Genomic DNA, 22,374 nt, shown 5'->3' on the forward strand with positions numbered 1-22,374 from the left:
CCGTATGAGTCAAATAAAACAGCATAATTTTGCCAATGAAGTCAGTAAAGCAAATGCTGAAAAAACTGCATCAGAAGTAGGATTGTCTTTTGACAAAGCAGATACTGCTACACATGGCACCCATGAAACTTTAAGTGATATTAATCGTCGCACGGGCAGGAATATGCCTCAAGCAATTGCTACTGCCGCAATACTAGTTGTAGCAATTGTTTCTTGCTTAATTATTAGCATTGATGTCTTTATAGTGCTTATGGCCATTTTTATGGTTCTGGCATTGTGGGAATTACATGTTGATTTTGCAACTCTCGGTTTGCGTATTCCTTTCGTAACGTTATCAATATGTTCGCTTGTAACTATTTTTGCAACATACTATGCAAAATGGCATGCTGTTGCTATGGCTAGTGGAATTACTGCATCTTTGCTTCTTACAGTAATTTGTGCGACTCTTAGCAGTACTATTTCAGATAGAACGATGCAAGCTGTAGAAAAAAAGCTCGATGGTTCTAACCGCTCATCATACGAACATACTTTATTTACGAATACGTCTGTTTCGCTATTCGTGGTGTTGTACATTCCACTTTTAGCTTCTTGCATTGTATTAGCTCTTACAAATACAAAATACGCAGTTGCTCACGCTATGCTTTTGGTATTTTTACCTGCATTAAGTGACACTGGCGGATTATTTGCTGGTGCATGGTTGGGCAAACATAAGCTTTCTCCGCGAATCTCTCCTAAGAAGTCTGTAGAAGGCTTAATAGGCTCAATGCTTTTTGCAATTATAGGAGCATATGCAATTATTGCAGGTTTTTATGGTTCCTCTTGGTTCAATTTCTGGTGGATGCCATTAGTCATGGGTATTTCTTCTGGAATCATTGGCACATTCGGTGACTTGTGTGCTTCTATGCTTAAAAGAGATATTGGTATTAAAGACATGGGGCATTTGCTAAAAGGTCATGGTGGTGTTCTTGACCGAGTAGATTCTATTTTGCTGTGCGGTCCTGTGCTGCTTGTGCTTTTGCAACTTGCTCATTTCTGAATTTATCTGTCGCAATCGTGGGCTTAGACTAATATCGACGCCATGACAGTCTGTTTTATCCCGTCGCCAAGTATTTCGCAATTTTCTCTTGGCTTTGTAAACATAAAGTTTTACGCTCTTAGTATTCTTGCCGGTATTTTGGTTGCAATGTGGATTACTACGCGTCGATGGAAGCGTCTTGGAGGAGATTTTAACCAGATACTTGATCTTGTTTTAGTCAGTCTTCCTGCTGGAATAATTGGCGCGCGTTTGTATCACGTTATTACAACTCCAGAAAAGTTTTTTGGCTCTAATGGTGATTTTTTAGAAATATTTAGAATTTGGAATGGTGGTCTAGGAATTTGGGGCGGCATATTCTTAGGCGCATTGGCTGCTTGTGTGTTATGCAAGTATCGTAAATATCCTATTGGATTACTAGCTGATTGTGCAGCTCCTGCAGTGCTTATTGCTCAAGGTATAGGAAGATTGGGGAATTGGTTTAATCAAGAACTTTACGGAGCTCCTACTAACTTGCCATGGGGTTTGAAGTTAAATTATGATACCACACAAGCAATAGGTCATAGTGAAAGATGTTATGATGGGTTAACGTGCCCAGAAGGCACATTATTTCATCCAACATTTTTGTACGAGATGATTTGGAATTTCATCGGTGCTGCATTGCTTATTTATTTTGGCAAAGTTATAGCTAAGAAGTTAAAAGCCGGTTCCGTATTCGCACTTTATGTTATGTGGTACACAATCGGACGAGTATGGATTGAGGCATTGCGAATTGATTTTTCACATGTTTTCTTAGGTGTTCGCATTAATGTTTGGGTTTCTATTATCGTATTTATTTGTGCAACTATTGTTTTTGCTTTGCTGCAAAAGAGTGCTAGTACTCGTGATTCTCTTGTTGAACGACTTATAGATATAACTTCAGACGAAAGAGAACGTGAGTCTCAGAATACTTCTAGTAAATAAGATTCAAGTATTTGAAAAAGCAATTTTAAAAATTTTGTTTTTATAAAACTAGTCGCTTGCATTTTCTAGAATAGTACACATGAATATACAAATAGCACCTAGCATTCTTTCCGCAGATTTTTGCAATCTTGAGCGTGACCTTGATGCAATATCTAATGCGGATCTTGTTCATGTCGATGTAATGGATCATCACTTTGTACCTAACTTGACTTTAGGTGAACCAATTGTTAAGCGAATTTGTGAGGTTACTAAACTTCCAGTTGACGTACATTTGATGATTGAGGATCCAGATCGTTGGGCTCCAGAATACGCTAAGCTTGGAGCTGCTTCTGTGAGTTTTCATATGGGTGCTACTCATGCTCCAGTGAGATTAGCTCGTCAGCTTCGCGATATGGGTTGTAAAGCTTGCTTTGCTGTGCGTCCTGCAGAACCAGTTGAACCTATTTTCGATATTCTTGATGAATTCGATATGGTTCTTATTATGACTGTTGAGCCTGGTTTTGGTGGACAGAAGTTCTTAGCTAATCAAATGAATAAGGTTCGCCGTTTACGTGACGAAATTACTCGTCGCGGATTGCAGACTCATATTCAGGTCGATGGAGGAGTTAGCCCTTCAACTGCAGCAATAGTTGCTGAAGCTGGTGCTGATGTGCTTGTTGCAGGTTCTGCAGTTTATGGAGCAGAAAGTCCTAAAGAGGCGATTGAAGCTATTCGTAATACTGCAAAAGCTGCTTGGCACGAATAAATATTAGATGTATGTTGGGGACATGAAATATGTCCCCAACATATTAAGTATTGCACAACAAGCGAGTTTTTTTGATGCGAATATATGCTGATTAATTGAGTGATTTCGTATGAGGAAGATATTATGACTAAGTTCGTTATTAATCAGGAATATAGTCCTGAAGCAATGAATCGAGTTTTGACAATACCTAATCTAATCAGTTTTTTGCGCATATGTTCAATTCCTTATATTGCTTGGCTTATTACACAGCATCAGATGACTTTTGCTCTTATTGTTTTAGCAATATCTGCGTTTTCTGATTGTCTTGATGGTTATATTGCTCGTACTTTGAATCAAGTTAGTAAGTTGGGTCAAATCCTTGATCCTATAGCTGATCGTCTATTGATTTTTTGCAGTACGTTAGCTTTAGCTGTTGCAATGATTATCCCTTGGTGGGCACTTTTATTAGTAGTATTGCGTGATGTTATTATGGCTGTACTTGTAATAGTACTTGCGCAAAGAGATTATGGTCCTTTGCCTGTTAACTTTGTAGGTAAAGCTGGTACAGCGCTTCTTATGCTTTCGATCGTTTCTTTAATGATTGTTTATGCTGTAGCTACTGAGTCTATGTTCCTGCTTTATGCTGCTGCACTTGCATGTGGAGTGTGGGGTATTGCTCTATATTGGTATGCTGGCTTGCTTTACTATATGCAAGCTTATTTGTTACTTGCTAAGTCAAGAAAAAACTAAATAAGGCGTGTACGCACATATGACTAAGCAAGATGAATTTGTTAGTTTAAAAGATAGTATCAAAGATTTAGATGTAAAACATACGTCTCATAAAAGCACTATGCCAATGTCTTTTGCTGCTCCTGATGGAATGTTGTTAACTAGGCGTAGAGCATTATTCTCGCACTCATTTACTGGTATTTCAACGCATCATGTTGTAATGTCTCCTAGTGGTTTTGCTCACAATCATGATCGTAGACGTTATATTGACGATTATGCTTTGCGTCTTATTGATGATTTAACTAATCGTCCGGTTGATCCAATGTTTATGGATGCAAGATTAAGTAAACAACCTGTTAAACCGTTTAATCTGTGGTTCACTAGAGCTATAGTATTTTTATTGTGTGTTTCTATCGGTACTGTTGGGAGTCAGTTTGTTCGTAAGTTACACACTGATCCTAGAAAAGCAATACGTTCTTCATTAGCTAATGAGTTGTCAGGTTATACGTCTCGTTTCGATAAGCTTGTAGAAGAAGTAACGTTATTGAGAAATAACGTAGATCATGAGTCGCAAAAAATTACTACGCCTGAAGAGGATGAAGTTAGTAAATCAGATGATATGGTTAATGGCACTCATGCTGTAGAAGGTTCTGGGATTACTGTAACTATTGCTAATCCTATTTCTGCTTCGAGCGATGTGAATAGCGGTTCTTTGCCTCGCGAGAGTAATGGCGCAAGAATGCGATTAGTTACAGATCGCGATATTCAACAATTTGTATCATTATTGTGGAAAGCAGGCGCTGAAGCTATTTCTGTTAATGGGCATAGACTTGGAGCACAAACTTCTATTCGTGTTGCTGGCCAAACTATTCTTATTGGAGTTAATCAAACTCAAAGTCCATATGTTATTGAAGTTATTGGCGATTCTGATGATTTAATTAAACAGTGTAATGATATGAAACGCATGAAATGGTACGCATCTTTAGCTAATGCAGGCATTAATCCACAGGTTTCACCTTCGAGAGTTATACGACTCAGCGCAGCAAACACAGGCGATATCAGTTTTGCCAACGAGAGAATTAGGAGATAAGCATGGCAGCGATTTTTGGATTAATTTTGGGAGTATTAATTGGAGTTGTTGTTCATCCAGATATTCCTATTGTCATTCAGCCTTATTTACCTATTATGGTCGTTGCAGCACTAGATGCGTTGCTTGGTGCTGCACGTGCATATTTTGAAAGAAACTTTTCGGATAAAGTTTTTGTTATTTCATTCTTCTCAAACGTTATAGCAGCTACGTTGCTTGTTTTACTTGGAAATCAGCTTGGTGTAGGTGCACAATTACAAACTGCAGTTATTGTTGTTTTAGGAATTCGTATTTTCTCTAACGTTTCTGCAATTCGTCGTTTCATCTTCAGGAGTTAGCATATGGTTTCAATGTTTTCTCATTCTCCACAAGGTGATGATATTCTTCATAAAATGCGTCGTCAAAAAGCGCATGATCGTGAAAGTGATGAAACTCAAACTGGATCTTTCCCAGCAGTTCATCGTAAAGTAAAATCTTCACTAAGTGGTCATGTGACGCGGGCGCGTATATTTACGGGCTTTTTAATGATGTTGCTCTGCGCTTTATTAGGTTTTGCGTACATGATTCAAGTTAATCGTAGTAACTCACTTTTGTATGAAACAATGAGTGAAGAGGAGTTGACGCGTCTTATTACAGAAACTCATTCTCAAATTCAGAGTTTGGAAAGCCGAAAAAGTGAATTAACAGGTCAGCTTAATTCGTTGCGTGAAGCAGTAGATAAACAAGATGAAGCTCGTCGCATTGCTCAGCAGAATGCTCAAGCAAATGGTCTTATTTCTGGACGTCTGCCGGCAGTAGGTAAAGGTATTGTAGTTCACATTACCGCAGGTGAAAAAGAGAATATTGATGCCGCTACGATGTTTCAGCTAATAGAGGAATTGCGAAATGCTGGCGTAGAAGTTATGTCTATTAACGGTGTGAGAATAGTTACTTCAAGCTATATTTCACAAACTAAGCATGGTCTTATATGTGACAATATTATGATTGATCCTCCTTATATTGTGAAAGCAATTGGTGACCCTCAGAATTTGCAAAATGCTGTTAATATTGCAGGCGGTGTTGGGTCGCGTTTAAAAATTAAATTTGGTTCTTCTGTAATGGTTTCAGTGCCTGATGAGGTAGAAATTACTTCGACACGCGAACCAAAACAGTACGAATATGCAAAACCAGTCGAGTAACAAGGTAGAATAGCAAGTATGACTGAACCGATTCCTACAGCTGGCGAAACCACTATTATTGGTATGCCAGCTATTCATATTCCAATGAATACAACTTCAGATCGTCCTATGCAGCAGGATGATTTTGATACTATAGCGAAACTACGTCCTGGTACTGCGTTGTTGATTTCAACTAGGGGAGCAGTGTCTGGTTCTCGCTATCTTCTCGATGAAGACTTAGTAACAGTTGGGCGCGATTCGCATGCTGATATTTTGTTAGATGATTCTACTGTTTCGCGTGCTCATGCAGTGTTTAAGCGCCATAATGGCGTGTTTAGCATTTCAGATTCTGGAAGTCTAAATGGTACGTATGTAAATCGTGAACGTGTTGATGAATCAGTGCTGCATAATGGCGATGAAATTATGATTGGCAAATTCAGACTGGTATTTTTCGCACATGACGCAGTCACAGTCCGATAATGTGATTAACGCAGTACAGGGGGAGCTTTTTAATTTTTCTCTGTCTGCTGATCACGCTTCAGGATACCGTGGTAGTGTCGCTATGAAGGTTGCCGGTATTACTTACCGGCAACTCGATTATTGGGCTCGTAAAAGCATTATAGAGCCTTCAATTCATGCATCTAGCGGTTCTGGTTCTCGTCGTTTGTATTCTTTTAAGGATATTGCGATTATGGCTGTAGCTAAAAGGCTGCTTGATGCTGGCGTTAATTTAGTTAATGTTACTACGGCTATTATTTTTCTTAATCGATACTCAGAAGAGCGTTTGAGAAATATGACTATTATTTGTGATGGTCAATCTGTTCAAGAGTGCGATGAGAATCAAAATAATATGCGTCGTATGCTTGCTTCTGGTTTAGCAGTATTTGCTATTGCTGTTGGCCGCATTGTTTCTAGAGTTGAAGAGGACTTATCTTCTGAAAATTCTGTTGATGCTACGCAAGTTGAAGAAAAAAGTAGTAAGTCTACTCGCAAATCTTATTCAAAACCTACTTCTCATACATCTTCAAACTCATGGAGTCTTGTTCAGGAAACGTGGGGATAATGGCATGTTTGTAGTTGTTATTATCGCTGTTATTTGCTGGTTTGCTTCAGTATCATTGTTTTTCTATAGTTTATTTGCTTGCGTGCGTTTTTTAGTAAAATTTCGAAAAAATGCTTATTTGAAGGCAAATAGTATTAGCAATAGTAATAAGAGAAATTCTATTGGTTTAATGCCTTGGAGTATTGTTATTACGCATTGTTGTGGGCTTCCTTGCGCAATGCTTGCGTACATGCTTTTGCATATTGTTCGCGATTTTGGATTTGTTCGCGATGATTATTGGTTATTAATGAGATCAACGCTGATTGCGTCATATGTGATTATTATCGCGCTTATTTTTGTCAATATTTTTGTCATGCTATTTTGTGCGTACCGAAGCTGCAAGTCTTAGATTATTTAGTAAGAAGTATCAATAGGGATATTATTTGATAGTAGTTGAGATTTTGTTGGTTGTGTTTGATTGTTTATCTCTAATTTGACATAACGTACATTATCGGATAAATATCAAGTAAATCTAGTCAAATAATAAGCTCAACCGACAGAAACTGTGCATGTATGTAAAGAAAAAGCCGTTTTCCCGCCAAAAAACGACCGAAACTTTACGAGGGTGTAAAGAAAAAGCCGTTACGACAAAAATTCTGATTAGATTAAGCGAAATATTCGCAAATTGCAGTGCTTAATTCGCTTACGTTATCAATAATTCTGTAAGATCCGTGTGCTTCAAGCTCGCCAGGCTCAGCATAGCCCCAAGCGCATCCCAAGCAATCCAAGCCGCAATCTTTTGCTCCGTCGGCATCAGTCCAGCGGTCTCCAACCATCAAAGCTCTGTCGCCTTTTTCTGGATTGTAATCAATCTCATCAAAAACATAACGAATAACTTGAGTTTTGCTAATGCGCGACATATCTTTGCTAGCGCCATAAATTCCGTCAAGATACTTCGTTAAACCAAAATAATCGCAAATAGGCTTTACTTGATATTCTGGCTTGCAAGATGCGGTTGCTAAATAATATCCAGCTTCACGAAGTTTTGTGAGTTGCTCAAGTATTCCATCGTATACTTTGTTAAGTAGGCATCCTGGAATCTTTTTACCAGGATTATTTGGATCATCAAAAGTTGCTACTTCAGAATAATACTTGCGATACGTAGCAAGTCCCTTTGCTAGCAGCGATTCAGGCACATTATTGCGTTGAAGAGATTCTAAAATTGAAGGACCTATAAAACGATGCATTTCAGCATCGTCCGGAATAGACTGTTTCAATTCTTTCAATGCAAGCTTTGCGCAAGTAATAATACCAGCATCTGACTTTGTTAATGTGCCATCAAGATCAAGCAGAATAATGCGACGACTAGTGCATCCTGAAGTCACCGAGAATTCACTCATAGTCAGGAATCCAGCCCTCATGATGCATTTTTAGACGTTTGTCTAGTAAAGTTTTTAATTCTTCTTCACTACGACGTTCAAGCAGCATATCCCAATGCGTTCTAGAAGGCTTGTTGAAATCATCATCTGGACGATCATCGTCGCCTTCGCGATGTGCAATCGTGCCGCAGCGGCATTCCCACTCTTCAGGAATTTCTGCGCCTTGAGCAAAAGGAAGAATCGTGCGATGTCCCTTTGGGCACACATACACAACATCATTTCGTGCCGCGAAATCTACATTATCGTCAGATTCTAATGATTTCGCACCAATGCTCATACCGCGTAAACTGCGTTCTGCCATAGTATCTCCTTGTGTAGTACTTTATAAAATTACCGAATTGCACGGACTATATATATAAAAACGATTTATATATACAAAATACATGCGTTTTATTTGTATATGCTCATACTTATACATCTGAGTATGCAACAACTCCACGGTTTAATAGTTTTGCAGCTTCATAAGCGCACGAAGAAAGATTTTTATCTACGCCATCTATAGATTGTAAATATTCTCCTGCTGCGAAAAGTTGAGTAAGTAAATCAATAAGACGTTTAGCTTGACGCACGAAATCTCCTCCAGTGCTGTCAGTATTGCGCAAAATTTCAGCTAGATCAGCACCATTAGCCCAATCATACATAATATCTACAGCACCAAATTCAAGCGGTCTTAACGCTGGCAAATGAGCGTCTGCGCATAATGCGCTAGTACGCATAAATAATTCTTTCATTCGCAATACTGTATTAAATATCGCGCCATCCTTGCCGCCTGGATATCGTCTAGGTTCTCCCCCTGCAGGTCCTCTAGATTCATAAACTAATGCAGACAAGCACGATAATAATTCAAGCGGTGAAAGATTATTAAAAATTCCTTCGCAAATAGCTTCAGCAAATACAATGTCTAGTTCGTTATACAACCTTCTTAACAATTGACCGCGCTCAGTAAGGTGCAAAATTTGGTTTTGTGAAGAATCTTCAGATTGTAAATAATCCAAACTGTACAATACGTCACAAATATGGTCAAAAGTTCTAGCAACAGAACCAGTACGAGATTCGTAGCGTTCACGTACTTGATCAAGTTCCTTATGTTCTCTAATCCAATGGTAGCCCCAACGCAAATGTTGTTGAATATCTGCACAACCTGCACACGGATGCGTTCGCTCAGCTTCTCTAAGATTTGCAATAACATCATCCAACGCTTTAAACGCTGCTGTGCGCTCTGCATCTGTGTGGAATAAAGTATGTTTCAGTTTACGGCGTTGATCGTGTTGAGCTTCTTTAAGCTTCATACGTAATTGTAAGAATTCAGCAAAATCCCCATGTTCGCAGTGGAATGCTTCTTCATAGCCTTTAAGAGCTGTTTCAAGTTCGTTCATGCGATTATGTAAACGTTCAGCAGAAGCATTAGCTTCCCATTGAGCAAAAGAACGATCTAGTGTTGTTCGAGCAGTATCTGCATCGCTTGAGTTCAGCAAATTAACTGCCATATTAAACGTAGGAACGAAGCTGGAATGTAGTGGGTATACGCGTTTACTAGAAAGCGCTGCAGCCTGTTGAGGAACAAAATCAGCATGATCTACAAGAATTGCGTAACCAATATCGTCAATTCCACGTCTTCCAGCACGACCTGTAAGTTGCGTAAATTCTCCAGGTGTAAGAGGTACATGCCCAGTACCGTCAAATTTTACTAGCTTTTCTACAACAACGCTTCGAGCTGGCATATTTAAGCCTAAAGCAAGTGTTTCTGTTGCAAAAACAACTTTAATAAGTCCGCGTTCAAATAGCGTTTCAACAATGTGACGGAATAACGCAATCATACCGGCATGATGTGCTGCAAATCCTTGTTCGAGAGCAAAACGAAAACGCTCAAAGCTTAAAGCGTGTAAATCTTCTTTAGAAAGTTGATTTGCAACCATACTGTCGACAATTTTACGTATTTCGTACATTTCTTCATCAGATGTAAGTATTAATCCTGCGTTTAAACATTGTTGAACAGCTTGATCGCAACCGGAACGAGAGAATATAAAATAAATTCCTGGCAGCATTCCTAGGTAATCTAATTCGTCAATAACAGCCCAGCGACGAGGAGTATGTCGTTTCGCGCATTTATCTAACTGTGCAACTCCCCCGTTAGCACTGTGCTTCTTACCTTTTCTGTAACGGTATTTGCTATCGCTGTAAGATTCTTTACGGCGACGAGCGCGGTACTCAAATTCATTAAGTTTCCTAGTCAATGCAGGGTTAACGCGCTTAGTTACGTTTCCATTATTGTCATGGTCGTATAAATCGAGTAACTCAGGCTCAGTTGCAGAATCCTCTTGAATAACAACATGTCTTTCTAAAGGCACGGGTCTGTGTTCGTCGACAACCAAATGAGTTTCTCCACGCACTGATTCTAGCCATGCAGAAAAATCTTCAACATTTGAAACAGTTGCAGACAACCCAATAATTTTCACCGATTTTGGAAGGTGAATAATAACTTCTTCCCACACAGCTCCGCGGAATTTATCTGCAAGATAATGAATTTCGTCAAGAACGACAAACCCTAAAGATTGCAACGTAATCGAATGCTCGTAAAGCATATTTCTTAAAACTTCAGTAGTCATTACAACAATGTCTGCTTCAGGATTTACAGAAGTATCGCCAGTTAATAACCCTACTCTGTCTGAGCCGTACTGTTCGCAGAAATCGTGATATTTTTGATTACTTAAAGCTTTAATAGGCGTTGTGTAAAAAGCTTTTACATTACGATTTTGCGCAAGAAATACAGCAAAATCCGCAACAACAGTTTTACCAGCTCCAGTAGGAGCAGCAACTAAAACATTATTGCCATTTTCTAGTGCATCAATAGCTTCAAGTTGAAAATCATCAAGTTCAAAAGACAAAGAACGCTCAAATTTAGATGCCATTGAACGCTCGTGCTTCATTGTATTTTTAAAAGCTGCGAAACGTTGTGAAGGAGATAATACTACATCATTCTCATTGCAGTCAGTTGGATTGCTTGATTTATTTTTGCAGTCTTTTTTATGTGATAAATGAGACATAAAAAGTATTAGTCGCTTTCTTATATGCTATAGCTGAATGTCTTCTTCGCGAAGAGATTTTTTATCCCAATGCTGCCATATTTTACGGTGATTTTCGCGAATTTTTTGATGACGCTCAATAACTTTTGCGTGCGTTCGCTCATATCGATTCGTTGCATCTTTAATAGGAAGTGTAAATAATGGATCTCGAGGATTTTCATTATCTTCTTTATTTGGTTCATGCAAACGTTCAAATCTAGAAGAAACGTCTTCGGAAATGCCAAAGCAGACCCTAGCTATTTTTATTGCGCTTAAAACGACAATAGCAACTCCTAGCGCTACCATGAGCAGCATAAAAACTGTTATGAGTAGCCAAATCCACCAAGGCATTGTTATTCCTCTGTATTCGCATTATCAGCGTGATTAACGCTTAATTCACGTTGAGCGCGAGCAATAATCATACTGCGCAATGTTTCAGGAGCAACAGCTGTAATATGACGTGCGTGAGCAATGCAAAAAGCAACGAACCATGAATCAGAAGAAACAGTAAGATGGACTTTTACTCCGCTGCCACAAGTTTCCATAGTGGCTCCAGAAAGATTCTTCAAAAAGTTCAATTCTGTTTCATCGGTAATAAAGCAAGTTTCAGTTCCGTTATCAAAGCACCATTTACGAAGTTCACTAACTGGCACATCTGGAATTTCAACTTGAGATACAGGCTCTACAACTTCTGCACGTTCAATACGTGCTACGCGAAGAACTTGCCAAATGCGAGGCAATCCATTCGCTTTATTAATTGTCGTATCTTTAGCAACAAATTCACGTTTATCTTCTGGTGTTTGCTGCTCTACATCAGTCCACACTGCAACATAGTAAACGCCTTCATCAACGTAAATCTTCGACGGTGCAACAATCTTGCGACGAATACGTCCTGCCCCGTCAGTGTATTCCATATCTAGCAAAGATCCAGAGTTAATAGCACTGCGAACAATAGAACAATTTCGAGGCTCAATTTCGTAACCTGTTAAACTCAGCCATGGAGTTTGACCAGGAAGAACATGACGGCGAAGACGTTTATACAAGGATTCAGCTTGTGTGCGCTGTTCAATAGGCAAAAGCAAGGAATGTGCCAAATAATTAGCAGACGCAGTAAGCATGCTCAAATATTGCTGTGAAATTCCAGCAAGTCTTTCCAATCCTAAAGAGTTAGTAGCAGAAACAATTCCCTCGTTCTCAAGAAGAGTCCAATCTATATCAAAGAATTGGCTTCCGGCCATTTCCCCATCGTCAGAAACAGTAGTAAGAGTATTTATATCCTTGTGAAGAATTGTAACAAATCGACGAAGTTCATCATCGCTTTTTGGTCTACCAATAAAACGCTCAGCAAGCTCGTCTAATGGGAATTCCTCTCCAAGATGAGCAGACAAGAAAAGCATCAATCGAAGCCTACGATCTACTTCACTTCCAGTTTGGAATGAAGAGCCTTTTTTGGTATGCGATTTATCAGTGTCGCTATTTTGTTCTTCAATATTTTGCGCTTCTTGTATAGCATCTTCTTCGTCTTTTTGCTCATTTTCGTCACATTGAGCAAAATTAACTGCTGCGTGCAAACGGCGATGGAAAGCATCAACTGCTTCTTGAGGGCTTACTACGCTAGATCCAGGATGTTCTAGCACAAACATCGCTAAGTCGTCAGCATCAGTATAAGCAACGTTTAAATGTTCACCATCGACATCCACAGTTGCGGCAAATCTGCGAGAATCAATAACTTTTACCAATGAATCAGGTAGCATTTGTGTTCCAAGACCAGGTGCGATTGAATCTAAGCCTAAGCCAGGAATAGGAGTTTGTGGAACTCTAGGAGCAGTGCGAGAAGTGCGCTGTTGCTCGTGTTGACCTGAATCAAGAGAAGAAATAGACATTGAACGAGCAAGATAATTTGCTGCAGCTAAAACTGGTAATTCAGATTGGTCGAAGCGTAAACGTACGCGAGGTTCATCGCCTAATTGCAAACGATAAGACGCAAAGTCTTGACCTTCGGACTTTGAAGAATATTCTGGCTGCCTAGATTCGATTGCAATACCCATAGCAGCAAGCTTTGCGCGATCTCGCTGGAATTGTTTTGCGAATGCTGCTTTAGCTGCTTGATCTGCAAGCTCACCGTACGAATCTGCATATGCCTTTACGCGCTGTGCAATTTGACGCGAAGTCAGCCATTGCGGGAATGCGGAAGACAATACAGCGAGTACATCTAACTCGTGTTTGCCCCATTTGTCGGAAAAACGTCGCCTTCCGTTGCTTCCTTCTACCATTAGTCCTCACGTATCATGTTTGTATCAATTTACTTATGCGCCTTGCATACAAGCGACTACGAAATGCAGCAAAACTTGTGTTGCAATACTGCGCACACCTTTTCTATTTTAATGGTGTTTTGCGGTACGTGTGGACATTTTTTAAAAAACTTCTAATAATTATGTATTTTTTATTCACACGAACATCAACAACGTTGAAAATACGCCATTTTTTCGCGACACGCCATATAACTTTTTTATAGATAATCTTATTTACTATCAATAAAAATCGCATATTTGCAAGAAATCTGCTTTAAACCCAAGAGTCTGGTTCAATTCCTTGCGGTCCCACGAATTCTCCGTTCGGCACATAACTTGGTTCTCCTGTATCTTCTAAAACAGCGTCAGCAAACATTGAAACTTGATTTCCAAATGTCCAATCACCCCTAATAGTTACTGATTTTGCAGCAGCTAAAGCTGGAACAGAATATGGGAATCTTTCATTGAAATCATTGATGTTTTTGTAATAACGTGGATCCAAATCAATATCAGGAAATATATAGTTACCATCTTCCATTTCATATGAATCAGTAAGATGGAATCTATCTGATCGCATAATAAATAAGTCATTGGTTGTTTTAACAGGCAAGAAACGCATGCGATCAACTTCTACGCAAATTGCGTCATCAAAAAGTGAAGCTATTGCGCCCATTGCTGTTTCTAATTGCACTACTGGTGTGCTGCTTTCGTCAGTTGGGTCAACAGTTTTGTGATTAAAAATAACAGGCAAAGGCAAAATTCCTTTGTGCTCTTTTAACTTTTTTTCTAGAGCATCTACACGAACCCAAATATTATTTGTGTTGAAGTATGGATGTTTTTTAATGCTTTGTGCGCTTCTACGATCCTCAGGATGAACCTGTGTCATTTCTCGTAGTATTAGTCTTCCTGTTTGCGCGTCCCTAACAATGTGACCGCCCTTACGATCTGCTTGCGTTCGCTTCGCAACCTCAATCATGATAGGTGCGCCAGTATTTTCAAAATGTTGAGCAAGAGTGCGCGACGGTCTAGCACCTAAATTGTCAGAATTTGAAATAAACAAATACTCAATTCCATTTTCTTTAAGAGTATGCAATAAATCAGATTCCCACAGAGTTGAAAAAATATCGCCGTGACCTGGAGGGCACCATTCAAGAGATCGATCTTCCTTGTGAGAAACTGGTTCTCCAGTTTCCTCTACTAATTTTGGTTCTTGATGTTGAATAATTTCTACAGGAATATTGTCTTGCACAAACTTGCGATTGCGCTTTAGTACTTGCAAAGTGTCGTGAGATGTGCGGAAAGAATTCATGAAAATAAGCGGAAGATTAACTCCTAATCGCTGACGAGCTGTAAGAACTTGTCCAATAATAATATCAATAAAGCGCATTTGGCGAGCTTTATGCCTACGAACTGGTAGTAAAGATTTTGCGCAAGACAAGCCCATAGATGTTCCCAAACCGCCATTTAATTTAATAAAAGCAGTTTTTGCAAATGCGTTAACAGCTTTGTCGTGATCAATAGTTTCGTAAATTTCGTGGAAAGTTGGAACGCTTTTAATAGGCTCAACCGTGCTCTCGCGAATAAACTCCGCAGGCTTATCCCCTGATTTATCTAAATTCCAAGCATTATATAAGTGTTTAAATTGTTCAATAGCAATTTCGCTCATGCCTTGTTCGCGCATCTTTGCAGCGGACAACTCAAACGCGTCATCCATGTAAAAGCCTCCTCGTATGCATGTGACCTTAATAGTTTAGCGATTTGTGCGTCGCTGCGCAAATATTGCTTTTAACGGTTATTTTGAAATACTATTATGATTCTACCAAAGTTAGAAATTGCAAGATAGAAAATAATAAGCGCAGCCAATAATAAATACTGACTGCGCTTATGAGAAATTTGCTACTAAACACCACTAAATATGAAATTTAGTTATTTTCTGCATTGTTGTCATCATTTTCTTCCGGTTCATCTCCAGTTTTTAGATGATGCTCGTCATAGCCTTGCAAGTAACGAGTGTGACGCCAATGGTGAATAGAAGCGTTTGTACCGCGATGATGTACGTGATACTTACGTGGAGTACCACCATAAGGAAGCTCTTTAACTTCGCTAGCAACTGCTATTTGGTTCACATTAGAAGGATCCATAATAGCAATTGGAGCAACAGGCTCTGGTTCTGTTGGAGCGGCAGTTCGATTCTTCAAGTGCGATGGCAACCATTGTGCAAACCAAGACAATGCCAAGCAAATAAGGAAATATATTACTGCTGCAACGCTTAATGTTTGCAAAATATTAAAGTACATTGATCCGAGTCGACGCGATTCCTGAAGCAAATCAGTGTACATAATAATTGAACCAAGTGCAGTATCCTTCAAAACAACTACAAGCTGAGTTACTGCTGCAGGCATCATAGCAATAATTGCTTGAGGCATTTCAATTTGTGTCAATGATTGGTATTCGCTCAATCCTAATGCAAGCGAAGCTTCTCTTTGACCGTTTGGCAAGTTGCCAACACCAGATCTAACAAGTTCTGCAACAACAGAACCGTTATACATAATCAGTGCCAAAACAACAGCCCAGTATGATGATTCTTTCATACCAGAAAGTGCGAATGCTCTCCACAAGAAAATCATAAGCATCAATACTGGTACTGCACGGCAAAATTCTACTACTATTGCGGAAATACTACGAATAATAAAATTAGGTAGTAAACGGCAAAGTCCGAAGAATAAGCCAAATACAATAGAACCAACTACTGCAAGTAACGATGCCTTTAGTGTCATCCATAATCCAGGAAGATAAAAATCAACCCAGGCTTCAGATTCGAGTGCAGGATTCCAAAGTGTCCAAGAAAGTTGGTTTTCTCCCTCTGGAGGATTGCTCAAACGAACGAGAATAGCAATAATGCAAATAACAAAAATGCAACCGGCAATAATATTAGCTATGCGAATTTTCTTAAGAGCTTTTGGACCTGGAGCATCAAATAATAATGATTGTTCACGTTGTTTAGCCATTGTTATCACCTTCTCACAGCAAGTTTATTTGACAAATAAGTAGTCAAAATGCCGATAGGAATGATGAGCATAATGTATCCGCAAGCGAAAATTAAGAAGATTGGAACAATCAAATCTGCATGTTTCTCAATCATTTCGCTCATCATTGTTGAAGTCTCTGTGGCAACTGATGCTGCAGCAGCAACTGTAGAATTCTTAAGCAAAGCAATAAAAGTATTACCTAATGGTGCTACTGAACCGCAGAAAGTTTGTGGAAGAATTACTTGTGTTGCAGATTGGAAGAAATTTAATCCAAGAGCGCGGCAAGCTTCTGCTTGGCCAACAGGCACTGTATTAAGACCAGATCTCAAAGATTCGCAAACAAATGCTGCAGTATAAAGCGACAATCCAGCAATTGCCAGCCAGAAGAAATTCACTTCAAAAATTGAGGAGAATCCTATCTTAAGCTGAGCGTAAACGCCTAAAACCATAAAAACCATAATGATGGTAAGTGGCATGTTTTTAAACAATTCAACATAAACTGTAGCAATCATGCGTAATGATGAAACAGGGCAAATGCGCATAGTAACAAGAATTACGCCAATAATTGATGAAAAAAGTACACTCCATAAAGTTATTTCAATATTAACCAAGAATGCTCCTGGAATATTGTAGGAGGTAAATAGCTGCATAAAATCTTGCATATTACTTCTCTCCTTCTTGAGGAATTGGCGGATTATACTTTGCGTTTGGCTTAAAGCCAGTGCCTCGTAAATTGTCGTCTAGAGCTCTTTTCCATGATCCGTTACGAATCATGTCTTTTAAGGCTGTGTTAATTTTCTTAGCTAAGCCTGTATTTCCTTTTTTAATGCCAATTCCGTAATATTCTGCGGTAAATGGCTTGTTTACAAGCTTTAAACGACCTCGAGAAGCGGTTGCTAAACCAGCAAGAATAATGTCGTCGGTAGTTACAGCATCTACAATTCCTGAGAATAATGCAGTTGCACATTCTGCATAACCAGGCTGTTGCATAAGCTGTACCTTTGAAGAGTAACGCTCCTTAATAGCAATTGCAGATGTTGAGCCTGAAACTGAGCATAAACGCTTTCCGTCCAAATCATTTGGACCGCTTACTTTATGCTCATCTTTTCGAACTAGTAAATCCTGGCCAGCAATAAAATATGGTCCTGCAAATGTCACCATTTTTTTACGAGCATCCGTAATAGAGTATGAGGCTACAATCATATCAACATCGCCATTTTGGAGCATCGTTTCGCGTTGTTTTGATGGTGATTCTTTCCACACAATCTGATCTTCGGAATAGCCAAGCTTTTTAGCAACATACTTTGCAACATCAACGTCGAATCCAACGTAAGTTCCTGATTTTTTGAAGCCGATGCCTGGCTGATCGAATTTAATACCGATGCGTATGACTTTTTTACCATCGCTACGATCGCACGCTGTAAGTGGCATAACGCAACATATGGTACAAAGCATCGCTAGTATCGCACGAAAAATGCGATTTTGTAATATTTTCATATCTTTTCCCTTCATAAGAACTGTTTTAAAGTTTCAGAATTTTACTGAAAGATAAAACAAAAAGCAGATTAATGCGTAAGAATCTTGGAAAGGAAATCTTTTGCACGATCAGTTTTTGGATGTTCAAAGAATTCTTCAGGAGTGCCTTGTTCAAGAATTTGACCATCTGCCATAAATACAATTCTGTCAGCTGCCTTGCGTGCAAATCCCATTTCGTGGGTAACACAAATCATAGTCATGCCTTCTTTTGCAAGTTCAACCATGACATCAAGAACTTCATTAACCATTTCCGGATCTAGTGCAGATGTAGGTTCATCAAAAAGCATAACTTTTGGCTGCATAGCAAGAGCTCGAGCAATTGCAACACGCTGCTGCTGACCGCCGGAAAGTTGTGAAGGCATTTTATTTGCTTGATTATCAACTCCGACTCGAGTAAGCAATTCCATAGCAAGAGATTCAGCACTTTGCTGATCCATATGGCGCACTTTCATTGGAGCAAGAATAACATTTTCCAAAATAGTCTTGTTAGCGAAAAGATTAAAGGACTGGAATACCATACCAACTTCTGCTCGCAAAGCTGCAAGTTCTTTTCCTTCTTGAGGAAGTGGCTCACCGTCAATACGTATGTCACCTGAATCAATAGTTTCGAGACGGTTAATTGTGCGACACATTGTCGATTTACCAGAACCAGATGGACCGATAATAACTAGTACTTCGCCTTTATTAACAGTCAGATTGATGTCTTTAAGCACATGAAGTTTTCCATAATGCTTTTCGACATGACTTAGTTCTACGAGGGGATTTGCCGCTTTTTGCACTGAAATAGTGCGATTAGTCATATCCTCGGCGTTTGGATTTGACTTTGATACTTGCTTATCCATAACAAGAAGTTTAGCTAACCTGTGTTACGGCTATTTATCACTATCGTTACGTTTTGTAACTCTTACGTTACAAAAAAGCCGTTAATTGTAATCATAAAATCAACAATCAACGGCTTATCAATAACACTTTTTACAAGTATTTCTATTTACTCGTTTTCTTCTGGATCGTAATCAACGCCAGTTTCAGCACGCTGCTCGTCAGAAATCGGAGCAGGAGCGCCGGTTAGAGGATCCCTACCGCCGCCAGCCTTAGGGAATGCAATTACGTCGCGGATTGAGCTTGCGCCTGCCAAAATTGCAGCAGTACGATCCCAACCCAAAGCAATACCAGCGTGAGGTGGAGCACCATACTTGAAAGCTTCAAGCAAGAAGCCGAACTTTTCGTCAGCTTCAGCCTTATCGATTCCAAGAACGTTAAGCACACGATCTTGAATATCGTCGCGGTGAATACGAACGGATCCGCCGCCCATTTCGTTACCGTTGCACACGATATCGTAAGAATCGCTCATAGCGTGCTCTGGATCTTTATCAAACTTATCGATCCAATCAGCAGATGGCATTGTGAATGGATGGTGCATAGAAGTCCACTTTGAGTGACCAACAGCAACGTCGTCATCATCTGGATCATCAGTGCGCTTGAACAGTGGGAAGTCAACAACCCAAGTGAAAGCAAACTCATCTGGGTGAAGCAATCCTGCGCGGCTAGCAAGCTCTACACGAACAGCACCGAGCAAAAGCTGCGAAGACTCGCGGGAGCCTGCTGCGAAGAACACTGCATCGCCATCTTCTGCTCCAACAGCTTCCTTAAGACCTGCGCGCTCTTCTTCACTAAGATTCTTAGCAACAGGACCCTTTAACTCGCCATCTTCACCAAACACAACGTAAGCCAATCCCTTAGCTCCACGCTGCTTAGCCCAATCCTGCCAAGCGTCAAACTGACGGCGAGGAGTTGCAGCACCGCCCTTAAAGAGCACAGCGCCAACGTATGAAGCTTGGAACACGCGGAATGGAGTGTTCTTAAAGTAGTCAGTCAACTCAATAAGTGGGTTTCCAAAACGCAAATCAGGCTTATCGGAACCATACTTATCCATTGCTTCCTGCCAAGTAATACGAGGCAAAGGAAGAGCAATCTCGTGACCAGCTTCCTTCCAAATAGCAGCAATAACGCGCTCTGCCATAGCCATAACATCTTCCTGGCTTGCAAAGCTCATTTCCATATCAAGCTGAGTGAACTCAGGCTGACGATCCGCACGGAAGTCTTCGTCGCGATAGCAACGAGCAAGCTGATAGTAGCGCTCGACGCCAGAAACCATGAGCAACTGCTTTAGAAGCTGAGGAGACTGTGGAAGTGCGTACCAAGAGCCTGGAACCAATCGTGCTGGAACAACGAAGTCGCGAGCACCTTCAGGAGTTGACTTAATGAAAGTTGGTGTTTCAACTTCAGTAAAGTTCATGTCTTCCAAAGCATGGCGGGCAGCCTTAGCCATATCAGAGCGAAGCTTCAAATTGCGCTGCATAGATGGGCGACGCAAATCAAGGTAACGATACTTCAAACGAACATCTTCGCTTGGAAGCTTGTTCTCGGACTCGTTTTCCAAAGCTGTTGAAACCTGGAATGGCAAAGCGTCTGACTTTGCGAGAATAGTAACAGTTTCTGCAACAATCTCAATTTTGCCGGTTGCTAAATGATCGTTTTCGTTGCCATCTGGACGCAAGCGAACTTCGCCGGTCACTTGCACAACGAATTCACTACGCAATGGTCGTGCAGTTTCTTCATCGTAAATAACAACTTGCACTAAGCCTGTGTTATCACGGACATCAACAAAGGCAACTCCACCATGATCGCGGCGACGATCAACCCAACCAGCGATGGTTACTTTTTGCCCGACTAATTCTTCAGTCACTTCAACGGCATGATGTGTGCGATACGCCGTCTGGCTCATAAGTCCACTTCCTCTACAATCTAATTGATATATTCATTTGTTTCTATTGACATGATTTTGCGCGCAATATTCAAGCAAATTTGCAAGAACATTATTTAGCGCAAGAAACTGTCTGCCGGGCATAAACAGTATCCGGTTGCCAAGACGTGGCATCCGCGGTTTCCTGTTCGCCAGTAATAATATTTTTTACTTCATCGTGAGATGACTCTGATTCAGTGCTATCAGCAGGGAACCACACATAAGGAATGCCGAGCTTGTCAGCATATTTTATTTGCTTACCAAGCTTTGCTGCGCTAGGAGCAACATCTGCTGCAATGCCTCGATCTCGTAAAGTTTTAGCAATAGCATTGCATGCAGGACGATCTTCTTCATTCCACACTGCAACAAGTACTGCAGCAGGAGAAACTCGAGAAACAGTAGCTCCTGCAGTGTGAAGCATATAAGAAAGCAGTCGAGACATGCCAATTGAAAGTCCTACGCCTGGATACTTCTTCTTGCCCTGTGAAACTAAATTATCGTAACGTCCACCAGAGCAAATTGAACCAAGAGATGCTGCATTATCAAGGAAAGTTTCGTAAACAGAACCAGTATAGTAGTCAAGTCCACGAGCAATCTTCAAATCAGCAACAACAGCGCCTGGGCGAATACGTGCTGCTTCGTCTACAATCATCGCAAGAGTTTCAACACCTTGAGAAGCTAAAACGTAAGACTCGTTATCATCACTTCGAGAAATATTATGCTTATCGCATAATTCGTCGAAACGAGACTTCAACTCATCTCCTGTTTCGGCAGTAAGTTCAGCTAATTCTAAGCATGCATCAGCTTGAGAAGCCGTAGCGCCGCATTCTTTTACCAAAAGCTTGGATACTTCTTCAGCGCCAATTTTGTCTAGTTTATCGATTTCTCGAAGAACTCCCTCGATATCGCTTAATCCAATACCGCGATAAAAACCTTCAGAAAGCTTTCGATTGTTAGCATGAACAGTTGCCTTAGGAAGACCGAACTTACGTAAACGCTCAAGAGCTTCAACCATGACAAGTGGAAGTTCAACTTCGTAGTGTGAAGGTAATTCGCCATTTCCTACGACATCGATATCTGCTTGAACAAACTCACGGAAACGACCTTCTTGTGGACGCTCCCCTCGCCAAACTTTTTGCATTTGCCAGCGCTTAAATGGGAACGTCAAATCACCAGTATGCTCAACGACGTAACGGCTGAGTGGAACTGTTAAATCGAAATGTAAACCAATGCGTTCTTCTACAGGAGTGTCGGATTCGTGACCAACTTCTTGTAAACGCGATAATAAATAAATTTCTTTACTGGTTTCGCCTTTTTTTAATAAGCTTGAACCCTGTTCTACTGCACGCGTTTCAATTCCAATAAAACCGTTGAGTTCAAACACTTCTCTTAGTGTGTCAATTACTTGCTGTTCAACAGCGCGTTCACTAGGAAGCCATTCAGGGAAACCCGATATTGATGAGCCTTGTACCATGTCCA

21 protein-coding genes are annotated in these 22,374 nt (G+C 40.2%); 9 read left to right on the plus strand and 12 right to left on the minus strand.

Translation table 11 applies throughout. The features are described 5' to 3' along the window. Positions 1 to 4: 4 nt before the first annotated feature. The 9 genes from HXT58_RS02520 (at position 5) to HXT58_RS02560 (ending at position 6,756) form a co-directional block, all read left to right on the plus strand. Positions 5 to 1,036 (plus strand): phosphatidate cytidylyltransferase, encoded by a 1,032-nt coding sequence (locus tag HXT58_RS02520; protein ID WP_012914196.1) that lies wholly within the window; start codon positions 5 to 7, stop codon positions 1,034 to 1,036. 42 nt (positions 1,037 to 1,078) lie between these two features. Then, the gene (gene lgt, locus HXT58_RS02525) at positions 1,079 to 1,996 is read left to right on the plus strand and encodes a prolipoprotein diacylglyceryl transferase (protein WP_004106607.1); all 918 of its coding nucleotides are present in this window, start codon (positions 1,079 to 1,081) and stop codon (positions 1,994 to 1,996) included. Between the two features lie 79 nt (positions 1,997 to 2,075). Then, positions 2,076 to 2,741, plus strand: coding sequence for a ribulose-phosphate 3-epimerase (gene rpe / locus HXT58_RS02530; protein ID WP_004574269.1), 666 nt, complete (start codon positions 2,076 to 2,078; stop codon positions 2,739 to 2,741). A 123-nt stretch (positions 2,742 to 2,864) separates the two neighbouring features. After that, positions 2,865 to 3,470 carry a CDP-alcohol phosphatidyltransferase family protein gene (locus HXT58_RS02535; RefSeq protein WP_064340298.1) on the plus strand — a complete coding sequence of 202 codons (606 nt, stop codon included), beginning with the start codon at positions 2,865 to 2,867 and terminating at the stop codon, positions 3,468 to 3,470. A 19-nt stretch (positions 3,471 to 3,489) separates the two neighbouring features. Continuing rightward, entirely contained in the window at positions 3,490 to 4,539 is a 1,050-nt protein-coding gene (locus HXT58_RS02540) for a DUF881 domain-containing protein (RefSeq protein ID WP_004106613.1), read from the plus strand. Between the two features lie 2 nt (positions 4,540 to 4,541). After that, complete coding sequence (locus HXT58_RS02545; RefSeq protein ID WP_004106615.1) at positions 4,542 to 4,874, plus strand: small basic family protein; 333 nt, start codon at positions 4,542 to 4,544, stop codon at positions 4,872 to 4,874. 3 nt (positions 4,875 to 4,877) lie between these two features. Then, positions 4,878 to 5,714, plus strand: a complete 837-nt coding sequence (locus HXT58_RS02550) for a DUF881 domain-containing protein (RefSeq protein ID WP_004574263.1) — start codon at positions 4,878 to 4,880, stop codon at positions 5,712 to 5,714. 18 nt (positions 5,715 to 5,732) lie between these two features. Beyond that, on the plus strand, positions 5,733 to 6,173 hold the full coding sequence (locus HXT58_RS02555) for an FHA domain-containing protein (RefSeq protein ID WP_004106618.1): 441 nt from the start codon (positions 5,733 to 5,735) through the stop codon (positions 6,171 to 6,173). Further along, a complete protein-coding gene (locus HXT58_RS02560) occupies positions 6,151 to 6,756 on the plus strand; it encodes a MerR family transcriptional regulator (protein ID WP_410299649.1) in 606 nt (201 codons plus the stop codon). The genes HXT58_RS02555 and HXT58_RS02560 overlap by 23 nt, the downstream gene beginning before the upstream one ends. Positions 6,757 to 7,400: 644 nt before the next feature. Here HXT58_RS02560 and HXT58_RS02565 read toward each other — a convergent pair. From HXT58_RS02565 to hisS, 12 genes are all read right to left on the minus strand, one after another. After that, positions 7,401 to 8,135 carry an HAD hydrolase-like protein gene (locus HXT58_RS02565; protein ID WP_064340295.1) on the minus strand — a complete coding sequence of 245 codons (735 nt, stop codon included), beginning with the start codon at positions 8,133 to 8,135 and terminating at the stop codon, positions 7,401 to 7,403. Then, positions 8,128 to 8,475: an RNA polymerase-binding protein RbpA gene (locus HXT58_RS02570; RefSeq protein WP_004106625.1), complete on the minus strand. Its 348-nt coding sequence runs from the start codon at positions 8,473 to 8,475 to the stop codon at positions 8,128 to 8,130. The genes HXT58_RS02565 and HXT58_RS02570 overlap by 8 nt, the downstream gene beginning before the upstream one ends. A 109-nt stretch (positions 8,476 to 8,584) precedes the next feature. Further along, positions 8,585 to 11,218 carry a DEAD/DEAH box helicase gene (locus HXT58_RS02575; protein ID WP_004106627.1) on the minus strand — a complete coding sequence of 878 codons (2,634 nt, stop codon included), beginning with the start codon at positions 11,216 to 11,218 and terminating at the stop codon, positions 8,585 to 8,587. Between the two features lie 27 nt (positions 11,219 to 11,245). Next, the gene (locus tag HXT58_RS02580; RefSeq protein WP_032842489.1) at positions 11,246 to 11,587 is read right to left on the minus strand and encodes a hypothetical protein; all 342 of its coding nucleotides are present in this window, start codon (positions 11,585 to 11,587) and stop codon (positions 11,246 to 11,248) included. Between the two features lie 2 nt (positions 11,588 to 11,589). Continuing rightward, positions 11,590 to 13,509: a helix-turn-helix transcriptional regulator gene (locus HXT58_RS02585; protein ID WP_004106631.1), complete on the minus strand. Its 1,920-nt coding sequence runs from the start codon at positions 13,507 to 13,509 to the stop codon at positions 11,590 to 11,592. Between the two features lie 292 nt (positions 13,510 to 13,801). Then, positions 13,802 to 15,241, minus strand: coding sequence for a UTP--glucose-1-phosphate uridylyltransferase (locus tag HXT58_RS02590; protein WP_004106635.1), 1,440 nt, complete (start codon positions 15,239 to 15,241; stop codon positions 13,802 to 13,804). A 208-nt stretch (positions 15,242 to 15,449) separates the two neighbouring features. Next, positions 15,450 to 16,535 (minus strand): amino acid ABC transporter permease, encoded by a 1,086-nt coding sequence (locus tag HXT58_RS02595; protein ID WP_004106637.1) that lies wholly within the window; start codon positions 16,533 to 16,535, stop codon positions 15,450 to 15,452. Positions 16,536 to 16,540: 5 nt separating this feature from the next. Continuing rightward, on the minus strand, positions 16,541 to 17,218 hold the full coding sequence (locus tag HXT58_RS02600) for an ABC transporter permease subunit (RefSeq protein ID WP_004574250.1): 678 nt from the start codon (positions 17,216 to 17,218) through the stop codon (positions 16,541 to 16,543). Position 17,219: 1 nt separating this feature from the next. Next, complete coding sequence (locus HXT58_RS02605; protein WP_064340390.1) at positions 17,220 to 18,053, minus strand: glutamate ABC transporter substrate-binding protein; 834 nt, start codon at positions 18,051 to 18,053, stop codon at positions 17,220 to 17,222. A gap of 68 nt (positions 18,054 to 18,121) precedes the next feature. Further along, positions 18,122 to 18,934: an amino acid ABC transporter ATP-binding protein gene (locus tag HXT58_RS02610; protein ID WP_004106646.1), complete on the minus strand. Its 813-nt coding sequence runs from the start codon at positions 18,932 to 18,934 to the stop codon at positions 18,122 to 18,124. A gap of 146 nt (positions 18,935 to 19,080) precedes the next feature. Continuing rightward, complete coding sequence (gene aspS, locus HXT58_RS02615; RefSeq protein WP_032842491.1) at positions 19,081 to 20,877, minus strand: aspartate--tRNA ligase; 1,797 nt, start codon at positions 20,875 to 20,877, stop codon at positions 19,081 to 19,083. A 91-nt stretch (positions 20,878 to 20,968) separates the two neighbouring features. Further along, positions 20,969 to 22,369 carry a histidine--tRNA ligase gene (gene hisS / locus HXT58_RS02620; RefSeq protein WP_004106651.1) on the minus strand — a complete coding sequence of 467 codons (1,401 nt, stop codon included), beginning with the start codon at positions 22,367 to 22,369 and terminating at the stop codon, positions 20,969 to 20,971. Between the last annotated feature and the right edge of the window lie 5 nt (positions 22,370 to 22,374).

This window comes from Gardnerella sp. KA01000 (assembly GCF_049244035.1).
In the GTDB taxonomy this organism is placed as follows: domain Bacteria; phylum Actinomycetota; class Actinomycetes; order Actinomycetales; family Bifidobacteriaceae; genus Bifidobacterium; species Bifidobacterium leopoldii.